The following is a 20,697-nucleotide window of genomic DNA, read 5'->3' as shown; positions in this document are numbered from 1 at the left end:
CGGACACGGTCTCGCACATGAACGACAGCGCGAAGGACGCTGCAGCTGCCGACTCCCTCCCGGAGTCGGCGGCCGCGGCATCCTCGGCCACGGGTCTCAGCCGGCGCGGACTCCTCGGACTGGCACTCGGCGGCGGCGTCGCGTCCCTCGCCGTCGGAGTCGGCGCCGGACTGTCGGGGGAGTCGCGCTCGGACGCGCGAGAGCAGAAGCGGACGCCCAGCGTGCGTACGACTTCTTCGGCGCCCATCAGGCGGGAATCACGACGCCCGTGCAGGAGCATCTGCATTTCGCCTCCTTCGACATGATGCCTCGCACCGACCGCGAAGACCTGGTCTCGCTGCTGCAGGATTGGACTTATGCCGCCTCGCGGATGACGCAGGGGCTCGAGGTGAGTGCCACCGGCGCTGTCGGGGGCGATGCGGAGGTGCCGCCGGATGACACGGGCGAGGCTCTCGGGCTGACGGCAGCCGGCCTCACGATCACGTTCGGCTTCGGCCCGACCCTGTTCGAGAGCGACGAGGGCGACCGGTACGGCATCGCCTCCCTGCGTCCCGAGCGGCTCGAGAGGCTTCCCGCCTTCCTCGGCGACGATCTCGACCCGCAGACCTCGCACGGCGATCTCTGCATCCAGGCGTGCGCCGACGACCCCCAGGTCGCCGTGCACGCGATCCGCAACCTGAGCCGCATCGCCTTCGGTCGTGCCAAGCTGCGCTGGTCCCAGCTCGGGTTCGGCAAGACGTCCCGCACGACGTCGGCGCAGGCGACGCCCCGCAACCTGTTCGGCTTCAAGGACGGGACCGCGAACATCCTCGCCGATGACTCCGTCGCCCTCGACGAGAACGTGTGGCTCGGCCCCGATGACAGGCCCGAGTGGATGGTCGGCGGGTCGTACCTCGTGGCGCGCAAGATCGCGATGCGGATCGAGACCTGGGACCGCGTGCGGCTCTCCGAGCAGAACACCATCATCGGGCGAGACAAGGGCGAGGGCGCTCCGCTCTCCGGCGGCGACGAGTTCGCGGCGCCGGATTTCGGTACGTCGGCCATCGATCAGAACGCGCACGTGCGTCTCGCGCATCCGGACCAGAACGACGGCATCCGGATCCTGCGGCGAGGATTCAACTACGTCAACGGCAACAACGATCTCGGACGGCTGGACGCGGGGCTCTTCTTCCTGTCGTACCAGCGGGATCCCGCACAGTTCGTCTCGCTGCAGCGCCGGCTGTCGACGGATCGGATGAACGAGTACGTCACGCATGTCGGGTCAGGGATCTGGGCGGTCCCCGGAGGCTCGAAGCCGGGCTCGTTCGTCGGCGCCGACCTCTTCGCCTGATGCCGGTCGAGGGTCAGGAGCGCAGCGTCTCCGCGACAAAGGTCGCGTAGGCATCCGCACCGAAATGGTCGTCGGCTGTGATCGTGACGACGGCATCCTCACCGAATATCAGCAGCTGTCCGTACGCCCCGTGCAGGCGCCACACCTGGCCCGGGCCGTCCCAGCCCGCGAGCGCATAGCGCTCGTAACCGGCATTCTCACCGGCGACCACCCAGTCGGAGTGCATCGCGTCGATGATCTCGGTCGGCACGAGTCGTCGGCCCTGCCATTCGCCACGGTCGCGGATCAGCCGACCGAGGCGCGCCATCTCCTCCGTGCGCAGTGCGATGCCGCCTCCCGCGACGATGCGTCCCTGCGGGCACCGCTCCCACTCGAGGTCGTCGAAGCCCAGAGGCGCGAGCAGCCGGGGGCGCAGATACTCGACGACGTCACCGGTCCGCGTGGCCAGGATCATCATCGCCGCGTACGTGCTGGCGTTGGAGTACTGGAAGACGTGACCGCGAGACGGGCGCGAGAGGAACTCTCGTGCGAGATCGGGCCAGTCCGTCATCATGGTCTCCGACCAGGCGAGATCGACTCCGCTCGACATCGAGAGCAGTCGTCGCAGCGTGAGGTGCTCGACGCCGTCTCCGAAGGTGAGGTCCGGCACGTACTCTGCGATCGGGGCATCGAGCGAGATGAGACCGTCGGCGGCAGCGATTCCGGCCGCGAGGACGCACACGCCCTTCGCAACCGAGTGGATCTCCTCGCGGACGTCGGCAGTCCACCGGTGCTCGGCGACGTCGTCACCCACGAGCACGTGGAGCCCGTGAGCCCCGAACCCCGACGAGTCCGCATGGTCCACGAGGCGGTCGCGGATCATCTCGGCTCTCGTCACTCCTTCAGGCTAGCCGCTGCGCCCTGACGGGGCCGACGAGAGCCGGTCGGGTCGCTGCGGTGGCCCTCGCGTCGAGCCAGCTCGGGGTCTCGGAAGAGCCAGGACGGGCGGGGCTCCACCAGCGGGCGGAAGAGCCAGCGCACGGGCTTGGTGGCGAGCGCGAGAGCCAGCACCACCGACAGCAGCGTCACGAGCGGCAGCCACAGCCACGTCGGGTCGAGGTCGCGCAGCACCCCGGTCTCGCGGAAGGGGTACAGCACGAACGAGTGGAGCAGGAACACGTACATCGTGTACTGGCCGAACTTCGTCCACCAGTAGGTTCCGCGGGGGATCAGAGCGAAGAAGGCGGCGCTCAGGATCACTGCCATCAGCATGAGTGCGACGCGCACACCGCCGGCCCACCACTGCTCTCCGCCGAGGTCCGCGTACGCGTCCTCGTAGAACAACCAGTGGCGCAGATCGAGCTCCTTCCAGACATCGATCCACCGCCAGGCCGAGAACCCTGCCGCGGCGAGGAGTACGACGCTGACGACGCGGATCCACCACGGGCGGATCTCGAGGAGGCGGAAGCGAGTGACGACGTCGCGTTCGCGCAGCCACCAGCCGAGTGCGAAGAAGGGCAGAAGGCCCAGGGTCCGCGAGAGCGAGAACGTGCTGTCGACGTTGGGCAGATAGCCCACGCCGATCGAGATGATGACGGTCCACAGCAGCGGCCACCGCAGCAGCGCGAGGTAGGGGAGGACGAGGCGGAAGATGCCGAGCGCCAGGAGGAACCAGAGGGTCCAGGACGGTTTGGTGAAGTTCGGGTCGGCCTGACCTTCGACCAGCCATTTCGTGAGGGTCCACAGGAACTCGAAGATCACGTAGGGCAGCAGGATGTCGGTGATCACCCTGGCCATCTGCACACGCGTCGGGGAACCGGACTTCGAGAAGTAGCCCGAGATGATCGCGAACGCCGGCATGTGGAAGGCGTAGAGGGCGAGATAGGCCGCGAGCGCGATGTCGGAGTCGTAGGTGAGGCGCTGGATCGCGTGGCCGAGCACCACGAGGACGATGCACGCATATCGCGCGTTGTCCCAGAATGGCACGCGCTTGCGGGGCTTCTGGACGGATCCGGTGGCGGGGTTCGTCAGGGCGGATCCGTCGCTGTGCATGCTCTGAGGCTACTCGGGGAATAAAGTTGCTCGCATCGCGTTGACTCAGATACATTCAAATGAATAGAACCGGATGCAGGGCACCCGATTCGGAGAAGACGGAGCAATCATGAGTGAGCAGGCAGGCGTCCCGGTGCAGTTCGGCATCATGTCGGTCAGCGACATCACCCGCGACCCGACCACCGGCGAGACGCCGAGTGAGCAGGAGCGGATCAAGGCGACCCTCGCGATCGCCAAGCACAGCGAGGAGGTCGGCCTCGACGTCTTCGCGATCGGCGAGCACCACAACCCTCCGTTCTGGTCCTCGAGCCCCACGACGTTCCTCGCCGCCCTCGCGGCTCAGACCGAGCGTCTGATCGTCTCGACGTCGACCACCCTGATCACGACCAACGACCCGGTGCGCATCGCCGAGGAATACGCGATGCTGCAGCACGTCTCGGACGGGCGCATGGACCTCATGCTCGGCCGCGGCAACACGGGTCCGGTGTACCCCTGGTTCGGTCAGGACATCCGTCAGGGGCTTCCGCTCGCGATCGAGAACTACGCCCTGCTGCACAAGCTGTGGCGTGAGGACGTCGTGAACTGGGAGGGTAAGTTCCGCACCCCGCTGCAGGGCTTCACCTCGACGCCTCGTCCCCTCGACGGAGTCGCGCCGTTCGTGTGGCACGGATCGATCCGCACCCCGGAGATAGCCGAGCAGGCCGCGTACTACGGCGACGGCTTCTTCGCGAACAACATCTTCTGGCCCAAGGAGCACTACCAGCGCCTGATCGAGCTGTACCGCCAGCGCTACGCGCACTACGGACACGGCACACCCGAACAGGCGATCGTCGGCCTCGGTGGCCAGGTGTTCATGGCGGCGAAGTCGCAGGATGCCGTGAATCAGTTCCGCCCCTACTTCGACAATGCCCCTGTGTACGGTCACGGACCGAGCATGGAGGACTTCACCGAGATGACCCCGCTGACGGTGGGCTCGCCTCAGCAGGTCATCGACCGCTATGCCGCCATGCGCGAGCACTACGGCGATTACCAGCGTCAGCTGTTCCTGATCGACCACGCGGGCCTTCCGCTGAAGACCGTCCTCGAGCAGCTGGACATCCTCGGTTCCGAGGTCGTGCCCGTGCTGCGCAAGGAGCTGGCGAAGGATCGTCCGGCCGGCGTGCCGGATGCTCCGACCCATGCCGCACGGGTGAGGGCCGAGTTCGGCGACGGACCGACGCGTCAGGCTCGTCCGGGTGCGAACCGCGGTGACAACCTGACGGGGGATTCGCCCTATCAGGACTCTCCCGCTCCGGCGGGAGCCGCGTTCGGACTCAGCCGGACGGGGGCCTGAGATGACCACTCGTCGTATCGCCGTCGTGTCTGCCGGGCTCTCGAACCCGTCGTCCACGCGCATGCTCGCGGATCGCCTCGCGGCCGAGACCGTGAAGGCCCTCGCGGGGCACGACATCGAGGCGAGCGTCGACGTGATCGAGCTGCGCGACTACGCCCACGACATCACGAACAACCTGCTCACTGGATTCGCACCGCCCGCGCTCGAGACCGCGATCAACACAGTGGTGTCGGCGGACGCGCTCATCGCCGTCACGCCGATCTTCTCGACGAGCTACAACGGGCTCTTCAAGTCGTTCATCGACGTGCTCGATCCCGACGCGCTCACGGGCAAGCCGGTGCTGATCGGAGCGAACGCCGGCACGGCTCGGCACTCTCTCGCCATCGACTACGCCATCCGTCCGCTCTTCGCCTACCTGCATGCCGACGCCGTCTCGACCGGTGTGTTCGCGGCGTCGAGCGACTGGGGCGGGGGCGGCGACGACGTCGCGCCTCTGGCCAAGCGCGTCGAGAAGGGCGCTCGCGAGCTGGCTGAGGCGATCGCGAAGCGCGAGGTGGCTGCGGCCGCCGACCCGTACGACCCGGCGACGTATCTCGGAGAGGGCCGTTCGTTCGGCCACATGCTCGGCGGTCTCGCCGGCGAATGATCGATCCCCGGCACGACCGGGAATGAGCGCAGGGCCATGAGGCCGTAGACGATGTCCGAAGGGAGTCGTACGGTGACCTCATGGCCCTTCGCTCTGTGCTCGAATCCGCGCGGCATGCCCTGCGCGGTGCTCTCGTCCTCCCCGGCGACGAATCCTTCGACGCGGCGCGTCGTCCGTGGAACCTGGCGATCGAACAGCATCCGGCGGGCGTGGCCGCACCGGCCGATCTGCGCGATCTGCGCGCTCTTCTCGACGCCGCTGGCGACGCGGGCGTGACGCTCGCGGTCCAGCCCACCGGGCACGGCGCCGGCGGAGACCTGGCCGACGCCGTCATCGTCCGAATGGCGGCCTTCGACGAGCTGTCGATCGACCTCGGTTCGGGGGTGGTCCGCGTCGGCAGCGGAGTCCGCTGGGGCGCCGTCGTCGAGGCGCTCGAAGGAACGGGCTGGGTGGCTCCTGCCGGCACGAGCCCGGTCGTCGCCGTCGCGGGGTACACCCTGGGCGGCGGCCATTCCTGGTTCAGTCGCACAGCAGGACTCGGGTCGGACAACCTCAGGGCCGCGTGGGTGCTGCGGAGCGACGGGACCCATGATCGGGTCGACGACGAGAGCGACCCGGAGATGATGTGGGCGCTTCGCGGAGCGGGCGGCGTCGTCGGAATCGTGACGGCCCTCGAGATCGACCTGGTTCCCGCGCCGTCGCTGTGGGGAACCGAACTCACTTTCGACGCCGCAGACGCCGGGTCGGTGCTGCGGGCCGTCCGCGATCTGTCCGCAGAGGCCCCGGCATCGCTCAACGTGTTCGTGAATTCGATGCGTATGCCCGACGCTCCGCAGCTTCCCGAGGAGATCCGCGGACGCAGCTTCCTCAGCGTGCGGGCGCTGTCCACGGTCGGATCCGCCGATGAGCTGTTCGAGCGGGTGCGGCGAGCAGGCACGGTCCGTCGTGAGATGTCGGGGGCCACATCGCCGAAGACCGTCGCGGCGTCGAGCGGCGAACCCACCGAACCGACGCCGGGCAAAGGCGTGTCTGCTGCGCTCTCGTCGCTCGACGACGCGACGATCGACGATCTCTTGCGGTTCCGCGAGCTGCCGGATCAGTGGCCGATCATGGGCATCGACATCCGGATGCTCGGTGGCGCGCTGAACGATCCTCGACGCGCCGGATTCGCGACGCTTCAGGGCGTCGGCTGGCTGCTCCACGCCCTGGTGCCCGTCTTCCCCGGGGTGCCGAGCGAACCGGGGGAGGCGAGCATGGCGGGCTTCCGTGAGGTGCTGGCGCACGCGATCGCCCCGTGCACGGTCCCGACGTTCCTGGGTCCGGGTGAGACCCTCGAGCGCTGCGGTGACCCGACGTCGATCGATCGCCTTCGCGCCATCAGGGCCGCCGCCGACCCCGACTCGCTGATCCACGAGGGGCGGCTCCCGCGCTGACACCGGGCTGAGACCGGGCCGCATCCAGCGGAAAGGATCCGCGTCGTTCGAACGATCGGGACGGGCGGGGGTGCCGCGCCGGCATCATTCGTCCCCGTCGACGCGTCTCGTCCAGCGGTACTCCGTCTCCGGGCGTCCACGTGCGCCGTAGCGAGCGCTGCGTGTGATGATGCCCGAATCGGTGAGATGCTCCAGGTACCTCCGTACGGACACGCGTGACATCCCGAGTCGCGCGGCGGCCTCGCTCGCCGAGACCGCGGCGCTGGAGGAGCGCAGCTCTGTCGTCACCTTCTGCAGCGTCGCGGTCGACAGCCCTTTGGGAATCGGGATCGTCCCCGTCGTGCGCCCGAGAAGCGCATCGATCTCCGCCTGGGTCGCCTCTCCGGCCGTCGACCGTGCCTGCTCCCGATGGATGCGATACGCGGTGAGACGCTCATGGAACACCGCGAAGGGGAACGGCTTGACGAGGTACTGGTAGACGCCGAGAGCTGCCATCTGCCGGACGGTGTCCGCATCGCGCACGCCGGTGATCGCGATCACATCGACGGCAGCGTGTCGGGCACGCAGCCCTCGGAGCACATCGATGCCGGAGCCGTCGGGCATCGTGATGTCGAGAAGGACCAGGTCGAACGGCTCGTCGTGCGGCTGATCGAGCACGGCGGTCAATGCGGCCCTGGCGCCGGTGCACTCGCCGCCCACGATGAAGCCGTCGATCCTCTCGAGGTACGAGCGGTGGAGCTCGAGTGTCAGAGCGTCGTCATCGACGATCAGCGTGCGGATCATGGGCTCCTGCGTCCTCTCGCTGGCGGGAGGGTGACGGTGAACGTGGTCGGATGAGCGGAGAGCTCCACAGTGCCGCCCACCCCGGCCACCACCGCGCGGACGAGAGCGAGCCCGACTCCGCGCCCGTGGTTGTTTGCAGGCTTGGTCGAGAAGCCCTGGGTGAAGACGCGCTCGCGCAGGTCGGAGGGTATGCCGTCACCGCCGTCGGAGACCTCGAGGACGATTCCGCCGTTCTTCGAGGGGCGCAGCGAGACCCCCACCCAGCGCTCGGCGCCGGCGGCGGCGGCATCCATGGCGTTGTCGATCAGGTTGCCGAGCACGGCGACGCTGTCGACGGGGGAGAGGGGAGGCGGGAGTGTCCGGGTCGATGCTCACCCGCCAGTCGATCCCGCGCTCCCTGGCCTGCGACGCCTTGCCGAGAAGCAGGGCACCGACGGCGGGGTCGCCGGCCTGTCGTGCGGTGACCTGATCGACGAGCGACTGACTCTGGCGCGAGGTCTCGGTCAGGATGTCGATCGCCTCCTCGCTACGGCCGAGCTCGAGAAGCGCGACCGCCGTGTGCATGCGATTGCCGTGCTCGTGCGTCTGAGCGCGCAGCGCGTCGCCCAGAGTGCGCAGGGATTCGTATGACGACACGGCGTCCCTCACCTGACCCGGCGGCAGATCTCCTGCGATACCGCGCGTGAACCGGCGAGCGATCCACGCGCCGAGCGCACCGAGAGCGATGAGGCCGACGGTGATGCCGAGTGACAGGGGGAGACGACGGATCAGGGTGTCGGAGATGGTCTCGGTCGTCACGCCGGCCGAGACCCAGCCCACCGGTTCGCCATCGGAGGCGAGTACCGGAACGATGGTTCGCACCGAGGGCCCGAGAGTGCCGGTGAACACCTCGGTGAAGGTTCGAGGCGTGTCGGGGATGGTGCCGAGGTATCTCGCCCCGATCTGCTCGATGTCAGGATGGGTCACGCGGGTGCCGTCAGTCGTCATGATCGTCACGAAGTCGAGATCCGCGTCCGAGATCACATCGAGCGCATAGGGCTCGAGGGTCTGCGTGGCCGTTGCGGGATCGCCGGCCTCGAGGGTGTCGATCACGAGCGGCGACACGGCGAGAGTCACTGCTGTCGCCGCCGTGACGCGCTCGGCCTCGGCATGCGTGGCGCGTTGCGCATCGATCACGAGGAAGACGGCGACCAGAGCTCCCACGACGAGCGCGGCGACCAGGAGCACGGCGAACACCCGTGAGGCGATGCTGCGGGCAGGTCTCATCGCGTCCTTCCGATCGACGGTGATCGCGGAGTCCGGCATATCGGTAATGACCAATACGACCACAAATGGCTTTGCCGAGTGATGTCCGCGACGGTGAGCTTACCGAAGGCGAGGGCGCCCGAGGGCATGAGACGAAGACGTTCATGATCAAGGAGGAAAACATGGCCATCACGACAGGGTTCTCGCTTCCCGGATTCCATTGGCGGCGCGGCAAGCAGGCATGGGACAGGCACACGTGGCTGTACGTGTCGGTGATCATCGCCGTCGTGCTCGGAGCCGCGGTCGGCCTCATCTGGCCCGAGGTCGGACAGAGCCTCGAACCGATCGGCAAGGGCTTCGTCTCTCTCATCAAGATGATGATCGCGCCGATCATCTTCTGCACGATCGTGGTGGGCGTCGGCTCGATCGCCAAGGCAGCGACCGTCGGCAAGATCGGCGGACTCGCGCTGCTCTACTTCATGGTCATGTCGACGTTCGCGCTGGCGATCGGCCTGGTGGTCGGCAACATCATCCACCCCGGTGCGGGCCTCGATATGGCGAACTCCAGCTATGACGCGACAGCGACCGAGGCGAAGACCACCACGGAGTTCATCCTGGGCATCATCCCGACGACGTTCTTCTCCGCCTTCACGGGCGAGAGCGTGCTGCAGGTTCTGTTCATCGCGCTGCTCGTCGGCTTCGCACTCCAGGGACTCGGCGAAAAGGGCGCCCCGATCATGGATGCGGTCAAGAACCTCCAGAAGCTGGTCTTCCGCATCCTGGGCATGATCTTGTGGCTTGCACCGCTCGGCGCGTTCGGAGCCATCGCCGCGGTCGTCGGCAAGACGGGCATCGCCGCGATCTGGAGCCTCGGCGTGCTGATGGTCGCGTTCTACATCACCTGCATCCTGTTCATCGTGGTCGTGCTCGGAACCCTGCTCTTCGCCGTCACCCGGGTCAACATCTTCAGCCTGGTGAAGTACCTCGCCCGCGAGTACCTGCTGATCGTCGGCACCTCGTCATCTGAGTCCGCCCTTCCCCGGTTGATCGCGAAGATGGAGCACATCGGGGTATCCAAGCCCGTCGTCGGCATCACGGTCCCCACCGGATACTCGTTCAACCTCGACGGCACGGCGATCTACCTCACGATGGCGTCGCTCTTCATCGCGACCGGCATGGGGCAGCCGATGACGATCGGTGAGCAGATCGGCTTGCTCGTCTTCATGATCATCGCCAGCAAGGGTGCCGCAGGTGTCACCGGAGCCGGACTCGCCACCCTCGCCGGCGGGCTGCAGGCTTACCGTCCCGACCTGGTCGACGGCGTCGGCGTGATCGTGGGCATCGACCGGTTCATGTCGGAGGGACGCGCCCTGACGAACTTCACCGGCAACGCGGTGGCGACGCTGCTCATCGGCACCTGGACGCGCCAGATCGATCGCGAACGCGTGCAGCAGGTGCTGAGCGGCGCGCTGCCGTTCGAGGAGTCCTCGCTCGACGGCGTGGACGACCACGGCATGGCGGACGAGCGCACGGCCGTGGACATCCAGGGCCTCAAGGAATCCGCGCTCGACGAGATGGCGGCGAAGGAGGAGCGGGCACGGGCGCGCGCGGCGCGAAGCTGAGCTGCCTGCTGAGAAGAGGGATGCGGGAGTCGACGGCAGTCGGCTCCCGCATCCGTGTGGTCAACCGCTCTTGCGTCGGAACTCGCGCCGCGTCTGCGGGGCGGGCGCGCCATGGACGGCGGAGTCGCCATCCAGGTGGGCCTCGCCCTGCCGGTGGTGCGCGTTCTTCTTCTCGAGCGCTTCCTTGAACTTGCGCTTCATCTCCTCGCTGGAGGAGGCGCCTTCTTCGGTGCTCATGCTCGCCAGCCTAGGGCACGCATCTGAGGCATGGGTGGATCAGTTCCGTGCTCGGCGCGACACGACATCGATCGCGGCGCCGAGCCCGACGGCGACGATGACGGACACGAGGACAGCGACCAGAGGGCCTCCCGGAAGCAGCACGGCGACGATGGCGCCCACGGATGCCTGGTAGGCGGACCACCCGAACGCCGCGATCGTCACGAGCGGCAGATACCGAGCCGGCGGGATCCGCGAGGCCCCTGCCATGAGGTTGATCGCCAGTCGAGCGAAAGGGACGAAGCGCGCGGTGAAGAGCACGGTGGCGGTCCCGCCTTCCAGACGCAGCCGCGCCCAGGTGAGCGCTCGGCGCACTCGGGGCGTGCGCATCCAGCGCCACCTGTCGACGCCCACGCTGCGACCCACGAGATAGCAGGTGACGTCTCCGGCGACCGCGGCGATGCCCGCCCACAGGATCACACACCACAGGGGAGGATCGCCGGTCGTCGATGCGACGGCGCCGAGCGCGGTCACCGCGATCTCTCCCGGAACCACCACGAAGAACGAGTCGCCCAGCACGAGCAGGCTCATGACCACCAGAGCCCAGGGGCCGTCGATCAGTTCAGTGGACACTTTCCCACCGTGGTCGTCGGAGGTGAACGGGAACCAACGCCGGGATAGCCGGTGAAGAGCCGTCCAGCATCCGGTGAACTTCTGGTGCTCCGACCCGATTCGCGCCTCGGGTGGGAGTCGAGGGCTGCATCCTGAGGACGTGAGAGTCGCGATCGTGACAGAGTCCTTCCTTCCGCACATGAACGGTGTCACCGGATCCGTCCTGCAGATCCTCAGTCACCTCGAACGTGCTGGCCATGATGCGCATGTGATCGCGCCCGATGGGACCGGCATCCCCGGGGAGGTGCACGGAGCCGCTGTGGAAGCGGTCCCCAGCCTCGCGCTGCCGGGGTACCGCAGTGTGCGCGTGGGAACCCCGCCTGCACGTCAGGTCGCGGCATCGCTGCGACGCTTCCGCCCCGATGTCATCCACCTGGCTTCGCCCTTCGCCCTCGGATGGCGAGGCGCGCTCGCCGCAGAGCACATCGGCGTCGCCGCCGTCGCCGCGTACCAGACCGATGTCGCGGCATACACGCAGAGGTATCGCATCCCTGTGGCGACCGGTGTCGCCGAATCGCACATCGCGCGGCTCCATCGGCGCGCGACCATCACGCTCGCGCCGTCGCCCGACTCGGCGCAGCAGCTCGCGCAGCTCGGTGTGGATCGCATCCGTCTGTGGGGGAGAGGCGTGGATGCCGAGCGGTTCCAGCCGGCCCGCCGGAGCGCGACACTGCGCGCGGAGTGGACGAGCGAGGTCGTGATCGGCTACGTGGGCAGGCTCGCACCCGAGAAGCAGGTGGAAGACCTGGCAGTGCTGCAGACGATCCCCGGTGCGCGCCTCGTGATCGTGGGGGACGGACCGAGCAGGCCTCGACTCGAGTCCCTGATGCCCGGTGCGTGCTTCCTCGGGCACCTCGAAGGCGACGCGCTCGCAGCAGCCATGGCATCCTTCGACGTGTTCGTGCACCCGGGAGAGAGCGAGACCTTCGGACAGACCCTCCAGGAGGCCCACGCCAGCGGGGTGCCCGTCGTCGCCACCGGTCGCGGCGGTCCCCTCGGCCTCGTCCGGATGGGAATCGACGGATGGCTCTACCGTCCCGGCGATCTCGGCGACCTGCGGATGCGCGTGGTCGACCTCACCGGCGACGGCCGCAAACGCCGGGCGTTCGGCGCAGCAGGACGCGAGGCCGTGCAGGGTCGCAGCTGGGCGAACGTCTGTTCTCAGCTGATGGGGCATTACGAGGAGGCCCGAGAGCTCAGGATGATCGATGAGGGAGCGCGCGCTCGCCGCCTGACGCGGCCGGAGCCCATCGCCCCGGTGCAAGCGCGCACCTGGCGGCGTTACGTGGCGCTGGGGGACTCGCTCACGGAAGGCCTGTGCGATCCGGCACCGGATGGTGCGCTCCGTGGATGGGCCGACCGGCTCGCCCTGCTGCTCGCCGCACGCGGAGGTCTCCGGTATGCGAACCTCGCCGTCCGGTCGAAGCGTGTGCGTGATGTGTGCGGCACCCAGCTCGATCGAGCGCTCGAACTGCAGCCGGACCTCGTGTCCATCCTGATCGGCGCCAACGATCTGGTTAAGTCGACGGTCGACGTGCCCGCGCTCGCCGCGGAGCTCGAGGGCGCGGTCACCCGGCTCCGCGACATCGGGGCCGACGTGCTGCTCGTCACTCCGTTCCTGCCCCGTCGGAGAGCGGCCGGGATCTACACCAGGAGGTTCGCGGCATTCGCCACGGCACTGTCCGGCATCGCCGCGCGGACGGGCGCGATCCTGATCGACACCGACCTGTACCCGTCGCTTCCGGATCGCCCGAACTGGGGGAGGACCTCGTCCACCTCAGCAGTCGTGGTCACAGATTCCTCGCGTATCGCGCGGGCGAGGTCCTCTCGGTGCCGCACGCCGACGCGCTGGGGGTGCTCGATGCCGCGCTGCACGAGAACGAGCAGATCGGCGCGGGACTGTGGTGGCGCCGCCATGCGCTGCCCTGGGTGTGGCGACGACTGCACGGTCGGGCGGCCGGGGATGGCCGGGTCGCGAAGCACGACGACTACGTCTATCTCGGACGATCGAGCGCTCCGCAGGACGTCAAGGTCCACTGACCGAACCCGCCGCGGACGGAAACGGAGGACATTCAAGGCCGCGCTGATAGGCTGGAGGAGGTCGACGTGTGTCGACCGCACAACTTCATATCGACTCATGGAGCGATCGGCGGAGAGCTGGTCCCCTGTGGTGGGTTCCTCGGCGCGACGTCGGGTGGCTTTCTACTGGTGGCCAGCGCAGGTGAGATTCGCGGGGATGCCCGCGCGCCCGTATCCGGCTGAATCCGCTCCTTCATGAATGCGCTCGCGCGTCACACGGACTCGCGAGTCTAAACAAAGAAGGAGAGACCTCTTGGAAGGTCCTGAAATCACCGCCACCGAGGCCGTTCTCGACAACGGCCGCTTCGGCACCCGCACCATCCGCTTCGAGACCGGCCGCCTCGCGCAGCAGGCTCAGGGCGCAGTCGCCGCGTACCTCGACGGCGAGACCATGCTCCTCTCGGCCACCAGCGCAGGCAAGCACCCGCGCGAGGGCTTCGACTTCTTCCCGCTGACGGTCGACGTCGAAGAGCGTTCCTACGCAGCAGGCAAGATCCCCGGCTCGTTCTTCCGTCGTGAGGGACGTCCCTCGACCGAGGCGATCCTCGTCTGCCGTCTGATCGACCGTCCGCTGCGTCCGTCGTTCGTCGACGGCCTGCGCAACGAGGTCCAGATCGTCATCACCGTCCTGTCGATCGCCCCGGGCGAGTTCTACGACGCCCTCGCGATCAACGCGGCTTCCGCGTCGACGCAGATCTCGGGTCTCCCGTTCTCGGGTCCCGTCGCCGGTGTGCGCCTCGCGTTCATCCCCGGCCACGGCGAGCACGCGGACCAGTGGGTCGCGTTCCCGACGGCTGAGCAGGTCAGCGAGGCCGTGTTCGACCTGATCGTCGCCGGTCGCGTCGTCACCAAGTCCGACGGCACCGAAGACGTCGCGATCATGATGGTCGAGGCTGAGGCCACCGAGGGCAGCTGGAACCTCATCAAGGCCGGCGCCACCAAGCCCGACGAGGCTGTCGTCGCGCAGGGCCTCGAGGCATCGAAGCCCTTCATCGCTCAGCTCGTCAAGGCTCAGGCCGAGCTCGCCGCCAGCGCGTCGAAGGAGCCGGGTGTGTACCCGGTCTTCCCGCCGTACTCCAGCGAGGTCTACGACTTCGTGGCCGAGCGCTCCTACGACGACCTGGTGAACGTCTACCAGATCGCCGACAAGCAGGAGCGTCAGGGCAAGGACGACGAGGTCAAGGACCGCGTCAGGGCGCAGCTCATCGAAGCGGTCGAAGCAGGCAACCTGCCCGCTGGAGCCCCGATCGAGTTCTCCGCAGCGTACAAGTCCGTCACGAAGAAGATCGTCCGCGGCCGCATCCTCACCGAGAGCGTGCGCATGGACGGCCGCGGCCTGGCCGACATCCGTCCGCTCGACGCCGAGGTCCAGGTCATCCCGCGCGTTCACGGCTCCGCGATCTTCCAGCGCGGCGAGACCCAGATCATGGGAATCACCACGCTGAACATGCTCAAGATGGAGCAGCAGATCGACTCGCTGTCGCCGACCACGAGCAAGCGCTACATGCACCACTACAACTTCCCGCCCTACTCGACCGGTGAGACCGGCCGGGTCGGTTCGCCGAAGCGTCGCGAGATCGGGCACGGCTTCCTCGCCGAGCGCGCGCTCGTGCCCGTGCTGCCCAGCCGCGAGGAGTTCCCCTACGCGATCCGTCAGGTCTCCGAGGCGCTGAGCTCCAACGGCTCGACGTCGATGGGTTCCGTCTGCGCGTCGACCCTGTCGCTGCTGAACGCGGGCGTGCCTCTGCGCGCAGCCGTCGCCGGCATCGCGATGGGACTCGTCTCCGATGAGGTCGACGGAGAGACGCGCTACGCGGCCCTCACCGACATCCTCGGCGCAGAGGACGCACTGGGCGACATGGACTTCAAGGTCGCCGGTACCAGCGAGTTCGTCACGGCCATCCAGCTCGACACGAAGCTCGACGGCATCCCGTCGTCTGTGCTCGCCGGCGCGCTGACCCAGGCTCGCGACGCCCGTCTGACCATCCTCAACGTGCTGAACGCCGCGATCGACGCTCCCGACGAGATGGCGCCGACCGCGCCGCGCGTCATCAGCGTGCAGATCCCGGTCGACAAGATCGGTGAGCTGATCGGCCCGAAGGGCAAGACGATCAACGCGATCCAGGACGAGACCGGCGCGCAGATCTCCATCGAGGAGGACGGCACCGTCTACATCGGCGCGACCGACGGCCCCTCGGCCGAGGCTGCCCGTGCCCAGGTCAACGCGATCGCGAACCCGACCAACCCGGAGGTGGGAGAGCAGTTCCTCGGAACCGTCGTGAAGATCGCGACGTTCGGTGCGTTCGTCTCGCTGCTGCCCGGCAAGGACGGCCTGCTGCACGTCACCGAGGTGCGCAAGCTCGCCGGTGGCAAGCGCGTCGAGAACGTCGATGACGTCCTGTCCGTCGGCCAGAAGATCCTCGTGAAGATCACGAAGATCGACGACCGCGGCAAGCTGTCGCTCGAGCCCGTGCTCGACGACGCCCCCGCAGCGGACGCAGCTCCTGCTGACGAGGCCGCTGCCGAGTAATCGCCAGCGCTTCGACACGAGGCCCGGGCTGTCCACACGGACGGTCCGGGCTTCGTCGTATCCGATGTGATCAAACCGTTATGGGAAGTTCTTGCGCCGTTCCCCGTATTGGTCGGGGAGTTCGCAGATCTCGCCTACTCTCGAAGTACGCACCGGGGGTGCATTTCAGGCAGTGACGCAGGTCGGTACGCACCGATTGACGCGGGGGTGAGGATATGCGGTTGTTCAGTGTAGGCGCAGGAGCGCCGGCCGATCGCGCGCAGCAGGGCGCCGCAGAGCACCCGTCCGCACCCATCCCGATCGTCGGACCCGGAATAGGGGAGACCATCCGCGTCCCTCTCGGCGAGACCGGGCTCGAGACCTTTCCGCTCATGCTCGGTGCGGCGGAGTTCGGCTGGAACGTCGATCTCGAGACGAGCCATGGGATCCTCGACCGCTACGTCGAATTCGGTGGCAACGCCATCCACACCGCCGACGGATTCTCCGGCGGTCGCAGCGAGCACATCATCGGCCAATGGCTGCAGTCCAGAGGGCGACGCGACCGCGCCCTGCTGAGCGTGCGGATCGGTGCTCACGCAGACAATCCGGGTCTCGGCTCGGTGAACCTCGTCCGCGCTGTCGAGGGGTCGCTCACGCGACTCGGCGTCGAGCGCATCGACGTGCTGTATCTCGACGCGACGCTCGACCGCACGACGAATCTCGAGGACACCCTCGCGACGGTCGAGTGGATGGTCGACGCGGGCAAGATCGGCGCACTCGGCGCATTCGGCTTCGCACCCGAGCGGCTCGTGGAGGCGCGCATCCTCGCCTCGGCCGGGTACCCACGCATCGAGGTCATCGATTCGCCGTACAACCTCGTCCGCCGTCAGCCGTTCGAAGGGGACCTGCGTCTGGTGGCGGGTGCGCAGAGCCTCGCGGTCACGCCGTCGCACGCTCTCGAGCACGGTTTCCTCTCCGGTCGCCACCGCAGCAAGGCGCTGACCTCGCGGGGCGTACGCGGGGAGCAGCTGCGGGGGCATCTCAACAGGCGTGGCACGAAGATCCTGCGGGCTCTCGACCAGGTCGCGACCGAACTCGAGGTTCCCGTGGCCGCCGTGTCCATCGCGTGGCTGCTCGCGCAGCGGACCATCGCGGCGCCCATCGTCAACACCTTCGCGACCGAGCACGTCGACGAGCTGATGCAGGGCGCCGGCGTCACGCTGTCGCGCGCACAGGTCACCGAGCTCACTCGCGCCGGCAACTGAGCGTCGTAACGCCTCTGTCACAGACCTGGCATAGGGTGGAGTGAATCCCGGCGGACGCTGTCGATGAAGCGAGCGAGTTTGTGACGCATTACATATATCTGGTCAGACATGGTGAACATCAGGACGCCGAGCACGGTCTCGCCGACGGACCCCTGTCGCCGCGTGGCCAGCGTCAGGCCGAACTCATCGCAGATCGGCTCTCGGGACTCCCGCTCGACGCCGTCTGGCACTCTCCGCTCCTGCGCGCCAACGAGACGGCCCGTGCGATCGCCGAGCGGCTCCCGTCGGTCGATCCAGAGCCGACCGCACTGCTGTTCGACTGCGTGCCCACGGGGATGACCGACGAGACCCCGGCCGCCTACGAACCGTTCTTCGGCTCGGTGACCGAGGCGGAGCTCGATGCCGGGCGTGCTCAGATGTTCGACGCGGTCAACGAGTTCCTGGTGCGCAAACCGGGTGACGTGCACGAGGTTCTCATCACGCACAACTTCGTGATCTCGTGGTTCGTGCGTGAGGTCCTCGGTGCCCCCGAGTGGCGATGGATGACCTTGAACCAGGCGCACTGCGGCCTCACGGTGATCGCCCAGAAACAGGGCCGGCCCTGGACGCTCCTCACTCACAACGACACCGGGCACCTCCCGGTCGAGCTGCGCACCGGCATCCCCGATGCGATGCCCGTCTGATTCCCGGTTGATTCCCTGAGTTCCGGCCCGCCGCGCCGGGCGGATCGACGTCGAGAAATAGACTGAACGCATGACCACCCAGGTAGCACTCGTCGGCGGAACCGGGAAGCTCGGATCGATCATCGGTGCGGTGATCGACGAGCTCGAGGGCTTCGAGGTGACGCGCGTGCTGACGTCTCGTAGCGACCTCGCCGAGCTCGACGGTGCGGACCTGGTGATCGACGCGACCACGCCTCAGGTCAGTGTCGACGTCGTGCGCGCTGCGGTCGAGCGCGAGATCAACATTCTCGTCGCCACGTCGGGATGGTCCACCGAGCGGATCGCACTCGTGCGTCCTCTGGTGGAGAACGCCGGAACCGGGGCTGTCTTCATCCCGAACTTCTCGCTGGGATCGGTGCTCGGTTCGGCTCTGGCCGCAGTAGCCGCGCCGTTCTTCGGATCGGCGGAGATCGTCGAGGCGCACCATGAGGCGAAGGTGGATTCGCCGAGCGGCACTGCGGTGCGCACGGCCGAGCTCATCGCCGCCGCACGCGCCGAACAGGGTCCCGTCAGCGCACCGCACGCCGACCAGCGAGCGCGCGGACAGCAGGTCGGCAGCGTGCCGATCCACTCGCTCCGGCGTCCCGGCGTCATCGCCAAACAGGAGGTCGTCCTGTCCGGCCCCGGTGAGTCCCTCACGTTCACGCATGACACGGTCGACCCCGCACTCGCCTACGCCCCGGGCATACGTCTCGCGGTGCCGTTCGCGGCCCAGGCGATCGGCGTCTTCGTCGGGCTCGAGAGCATGATCGACATCGGCATCCGCTCGTGATGTCGCGGATCGGCGTCGGCCTGATGGCCGCCGCACTGCTGGTCTACCTCGCCGTCGCCATCTGGTTGGCCGTGATGTTCTTCGCTGTCGGCACACCGGTGTCCATCGGCATGGGCATCGCGCTGATCGTTCTCGCCCCGATCGGGGCATGGGCGCTCGTCCGAGAGATGCAGTTCGGGTTCGCTGCCGACCGGCTCGGGCGTGAGCTCGATGCCGAGGGCGGTATGCCCGCGGCGGAGTCCGAGCTGACGCCGAGTGGCCGAATCGCTCGTGCCGACGCAGACCCGCTCATCGCGAGATACGCGGGGGAGGCGGATGCGGTGCCGACGGACTGGCGCGCGCGCTACCGACTCGGCGTCGTCCAGGATGCCGCTGGCCGCCGCAAGGATGCTCGCGCCAGCATCCGCGAGGCGATTCGCATCGCTCGCGGATGACCGACGTCAGGCGAGCGTGGCCTCGAGCGTGATCTCGATGCCGGCGAGCGCCTGCGATACGGGGCAGCCGACCTTCGCCTCGGCAGCGATCGACTGGAACTCCTCAGGGCTGAGCCCGGGAACGACCGCGTTCACGTTGAGGTGGCTTCCGCTGATTCCGACACCGGGCTTGAAGGTGACGGACGCGCTGGTGTTGACGCGCTCCGGCGGAGTGCCGTTCTCGGACAGCGCGTGAGACAGCGCCATGCTGAAACACGACGCGTGGGCTGCGGCGATCAGCTCTTCAGGCGTGGTGGTGGTGTCGCTGCCCTCGCTGCGGGCCTTCCAGTTGATCGGGAAGGTCCCGAGCTTCGACGAGGAGAACGCGACTGTGCCCGAGCCCTCGGTGAGGGATCCGGTCCAGGTGGTGGTGGCTTCGCTGGTGACGGGCATGATTCCTCCGTTGTATCGCGCGCTGCTCGATGCGGGTCGCGTGTGCGGCCAGCCTATCGAGCGTGGGCGTGCGGCGGAACAGCGCTCAGGCGGTCGACGCCGCGCGACCGAGGATGCCTGCTCGCTGCAGCAGCAGATAGATCTGGCATCCGAGGCAGAAGGAGAACGCCGCATTGAGGAAGGCGGCGATGAAAGCGGCGGCGGTCGCGATGGGCAGCGCCCACGGGACCCCGGCGAGGTGCAGCACGAGACCGATCGTGACGACGACGAGACCGACACCCTGGGCGAACCGCGGTGGACGCGGATCCTCGAGCTCGGTCGGAGCGGCCAGTCTCGGACGGATGACCCTGCGGAACACGACGCCCCATGGTGCAGTCGCGGGTGACAGGACGCCCCACAGGAACAGCAGGGCGATCACGATCGTGAGGAGGAACCCCGGGTCCAGCGCGCGCTGTGCAAGGGTCGCCGACGTCACGGCCCACGTGGCCGAGCCGATGTCGGCCGAGTCGAGCGGCTGATAGGCGAACCAGCCGAAGGTCCGTGCGGTCGAGATGCCGACCAGCGCCAGATATGTCGCGACGAGCAGCAGCACTGTCGTGACCGTCGCTGCGAATCGCGGGCCGCGGGGATCGATGCCGGCCGGTGTCGTCATGTGCTTTCCGTCCTCGTCATACGGTTGCCAGCGCGTCGTTCAACGCGTGTCGATGGGGCACGCCATGGAAGCGTGCGCGGACGGCTCCTGATCCGTCGACGATGAAGGTCGTCGGTGTCTGCATGACCTTGTATCGAGCCGACAGATCCGGTCGATGCGTCAGGTCGACCTCCACGTGGTCCAGGCCCTCCGATTCTGCGACGTAGCTGCTGAGCATGCGTCGTACCTGGGGGCAGCGGGTGCACATCTCGGTGCTGAACTGCACGACTGTCGCTCTCGCGCCCAGGCGCGACACGCCCGCGTCGTTCGGATCGAAGCGCAGATGGCCGCCTCCGCGACGCCGCCCGTCGAGAAGTCTCAGCACGACACCGATCGTGCCGGCGAGCACGAGCAGCGCTGCGGCGAGGAGAAGGGCGACGGCGGGTGACATGCGTCGAGAATACGGGCGATCCGGCACCGCCCGGGCCGATATGTCGCATCGTGACGATCCGACTCGACAGCCCCCAGGGCGGGTAGTCTGG

Annotated in this window: 20 protein-coding genes and 1 pseudogene; 11 read left to right on the top strand and 10 right to left on the bottom strand. The window is 67.9% G+C overall.

Features of this window, described 5'->3' with window-relative positions:
- Nucleotides 1-17: 17 nt before the first annotated feature.
- A pseudogene (gene efeB / locus ACZZ93_RS03805) lies at nucleotides 18-1,330 on the top strand (iron uptake transporter deferrochelatase/peroxidase subunit).
- A 13-nt stretch (nucleotides 1,331-1,343) separates the two neighbouring features.
- Here the strand turns inward: efeB and ACZZ93_RS03800 are convergent.
- Nucleotides 1,344-2,207, bottom strand: coding sequence for a serine hydrolase domain-containing protein (locus ACZZ93_RS03800; RefSeq protein WP_463497213.1), 864 nt, complete (start codon nucleotides 2,205-2,207; stop codon nucleotides 1,344-1,346).
- Complete coding sequence (locus ACZZ93_RS03795; RefSeq protein WP_072591142.1) at nucleotides 2,204-3,361, bottom strand: acyltransferase family protein; 1,158 nt, start codon at nucleotides 3,359-3,361, stop codon at nucleotides 2,204-2,206. Before ACZZ93_RS03795 ends, ACZZ93_RS03800 begins: the two co-directional genes overlap by 4 nt.
- A 109-nt stretch (nucleotides 3,362-3,470) precedes the next feature.
- Between ACZZ93_RS03795 and ACZZ93_RS03790 the strand changes: the two genes are divergently transcribed.
- From ACZZ93_RS03790 to ACZZ93_RS03780, 3 genes are all read left to right on the top strand, one after another.
- Nucleotides 3,471-4,694, top strand: coding sequence for an LLM class flavin-dependent oxidoreductase (locus tag ACZZ93_RS03790; RefSeq protein WP_463510495.1), 1,224 nt, complete (start codon nucleotides 3,471-3,473; stop codon nucleotides 4,692-4,694).
- A 1-nt stretch (nucleotide 4,695) separates the two neighbouring features.
- Nucleotides 4,696-5,340 (top strand): FMN reductase, encoded by a 645-nt coding sequence (locus ACZZ93_RS03785; RefSeq protein ID WP_053095813.1) that lies wholly within the window; start codon nucleotides 4,696-4,698, stop codon nucleotides 5,338-5,340.
- Between the two features lie 80 nt (nucleotides 5,341-5,420).
- Complete coding sequence (locus tag ACZZ93_RS03780) at nucleotides 5,421-6,773, top strand: FAD-binding oxidoreductase (RefSeq protein WP_463510494.1); 1,353 nt, start codon at nucleotides 5,421-5,423, stop codon at nucleotides 6,771-6,773.
- 84 nt (nucleotides 6,774-6,857) lie between these two features.
- Here the strand turns inward: ACZZ93_RS03780 and ACZZ93_RS03775 are convergent, their stop codons facing one another.
- The 3 genes from ACZZ93_RS03775 to ACZZ93_RS03765 are packed head-to-tail and all read right to left on the bottom strand — an operon-like array spanning nucleotide 6,858 to nucleotide 8,822.
- The gene (locus ACZZ93_RS03775) at nucleotides 6,858-7,556 is read right to left on the bottom strand and encodes a response regulator (protein WP_187249520.1); all 699 of its coding nucleotides are present in this window, start codon (nucleotides 7,554-7,556) and stop codon (nucleotides 6,858-6,860) included.
- Nucleotides 7,553-7,849 (bottom strand): sensor histidine kinase, encoded by a 297-nt coding sequence (locus ACZZ93_RS03770; RefSeq protein ID WP_463510493.1) that lies wholly within the window; start codon nucleotides 7,847-7,849, stop codon nucleotides 7,553-7,555. Before ACZZ93_RS03770 ends, ACZZ93_RS03775 begins: the two co-directional genes overlap by 4 nt.
- Nucleotides 7,752-8,822 carry an ATPase gene (locus tag ACZZ93_RS03765; protein WP_463510492.1) on the bottom strand — a complete coding sequence of 357 codons (1,071 nt, stop codon included), beginning with the start codon at nucleotides 8,820-8,822 and terminating at the stop codon, nucleotides 7,752-7,754. Before ACZZ93_RS03765 ends, ACZZ93_RS03770 begins: the two co-directional genes overlap by 98 nt.
- 161 nt (nucleotides 8,823-8,983) lie before the next feature.
- Here ACZZ93_RS03765 and ACZZ93_RS03760 point away from each other — a divergent pair, with 161 nt between their 5' ends.
- Nucleotides 8,984-10,423: a cation:dicarboxylate symporter family transporter gene (locus ACZZ93_RS03760; RefSeq protein ID WP_072591145.1), complete on the top strand. Its 1,440-nt coding sequence runs from the start codon at nucleotides 8,984-8,986 to the stop codon at nucleotides 10,421-10,423.
- A gap of 60 nt (nucleotides 10,424-10,483) precedes the next feature.
- On the opposite strand, the gene ACZZ93_RS03755 is transcribed toward ACZZ93_RS03760, so the two are convergent.
- Complete coding sequence (locus ACZZ93_RS03755) at nucleotides 10,484-10,660, bottom strand: DUF5302 domain-containing protein (protein ID WP_091232420.1); 177 nt, start codon at nucleotides 10,658-10,660, stop codon at nucleotides 10,484-10,486.
- Between the two features lie 39 nt (nucleotides 10,661-10,699).
- Nucleotides 10,700-11,272 carry a DedA family protein gene (locus tag ACZZ93_RS03750; protein ID WP_463510491.1) on the bottom strand — a complete coding sequence of 191 codons (573 nt, stop codon included), beginning with the start codon at nucleotides 11,270-11,272 and terminating at the stop codon, nucleotides 10,700-10,702.
- 154 nt (nucleotides 11,273-11,426) lie between these two features.
- Between ACZZ93_RS03750 and ACZZ93_RS03745 the strand changes: the two genes are divergently transcribed.
- The 6 genes from ACZZ93_RS03745 (at nucleotide 11,427) to ACZZ93_RS03720 (ending at nucleotide 19,092) form a co-directional block, all read left to right on the top strand.
- A complete protein-coding gene (locus ACZZ93_RS03745) occupies nucleotides 11,427-13,589 on the top strand; it encodes a glycosyltransferase (protein WP_463510490.1) in 2,163 nt (720 codons plus the stop codon).
- Nucleotides 13,590-13,643: 54 nt separating this feature from the next.
- Nucleotides 13,644-15,920, top strand: coding sequence for a polyribonucleotide nucleotidyltransferase (locus ACZZ93_RS03740; protein WP_053095817.1), 2,277 nt, complete (start codon nucleotides 13,644-13,646; stop codon nucleotides 15,918-15,920).
- A 215-nt stretch (nucleotides 15,921-16,135) separates the two neighbouring features.
- Entirely contained in the window at nucleotides 16,136-17,164 is a 1,029-nt protein-coding gene (locus tag ACZZ93_RS03735) for an aldo/keto reductase (protein WP_053095818.1), read from the top strand.
- Nucleotides 17,165-17,244: 80 nt separating this feature from the next.
- Nucleotides 17,245-17,847, top strand: coding sequence for a histidine phosphatase family protein (locus ACZZ93_RS03730; RefSeq protein ID WP_053095819.1), 603 nt, complete (start codon nucleotides 17,245-17,247; stop codon nucleotides 17,845-17,847).
- A gap of 70 nt (nucleotides 17,848-17,917) precedes the next feature.
- Nucleotides 17,918-18,658 carry a 4-hydroxy-tetrahydrodipicolinate reductase gene (gene dapB, locus ACZZ93_RS03725; protein ID WP_463510489.1) on the top strand — a complete coding sequence of 247 codons (741 nt, stop codon included), beginning with the start codon at nucleotides 17,918-17,920 and terminating at the stop codon, nucleotides 18,656-18,658.
- A complete protein-coding gene (locus ACZZ93_RS03720; protein WP_082297789.1) occupies nucleotides 18,658-19,092 on the top strand; it encodes a hypothetical protein in 435 nt (144 codons plus the stop codon). The genes dapB and ACZZ93_RS03720 overlap by 1 nt, the downstream gene beginning before the upstream one ends.
- Nucleotides 19,093-19,098: 6 nt before the next feature.
- On the opposite strand, the gene ACZZ93_RS03715 is transcribed toward ACZZ93_RS03720, so the two are convergent.
- The 3 genes from ACZZ93_RS03715 to ACZZ93_RS03705 all read right to left on the bottom strand — a co-directional run bounded on the left by ACZZ93_RS03715 (nucleotide 19,099) and on the right by ACZZ93_RS03705 (nucleotide 20,606).
- A complete protein-coding gene (locus ACZZ93_RS03715) occupies nucleotides 19,099-19,524 on the bottom strand; it encodes an OsmC family peroxiredoxin (protein WP_056278497.1) in 426 nt (141 codons plus the stop codon).
- 85 nt (nucleotides 19,525-19,609) lie between these two features.
- Entirely contained in the window at nucleotides 19,610-20,176 is a 567-nt protein-coding gene (locus ACZZ93_RS03710) for a DUF4395 domain-containing protein (protein ID WP_053095823.1), read from the bottom strand.
- Between the two features lie 16 nt (nucleotides 20,177-20,192).
- Entirely contained in the window at nucleotides 20,193-20,606 is a 414-nt protein-coding gene (locus ACZZ93_RS03705; RefSeq protein WP_053095824.1) for a thioredoxin family protein, read from the bottom strand.
- Nucleotides 20,607-20,697 lie beyond the last annotated feature (91 nt).

Source organism: Microbacterium sp. AC026 (genome assembly GCF_979258475.1).
Note: the sequence above shows the minus strand (reverse complement) of the source record. Positions and strands in the feature narration are given on the sequence as shown.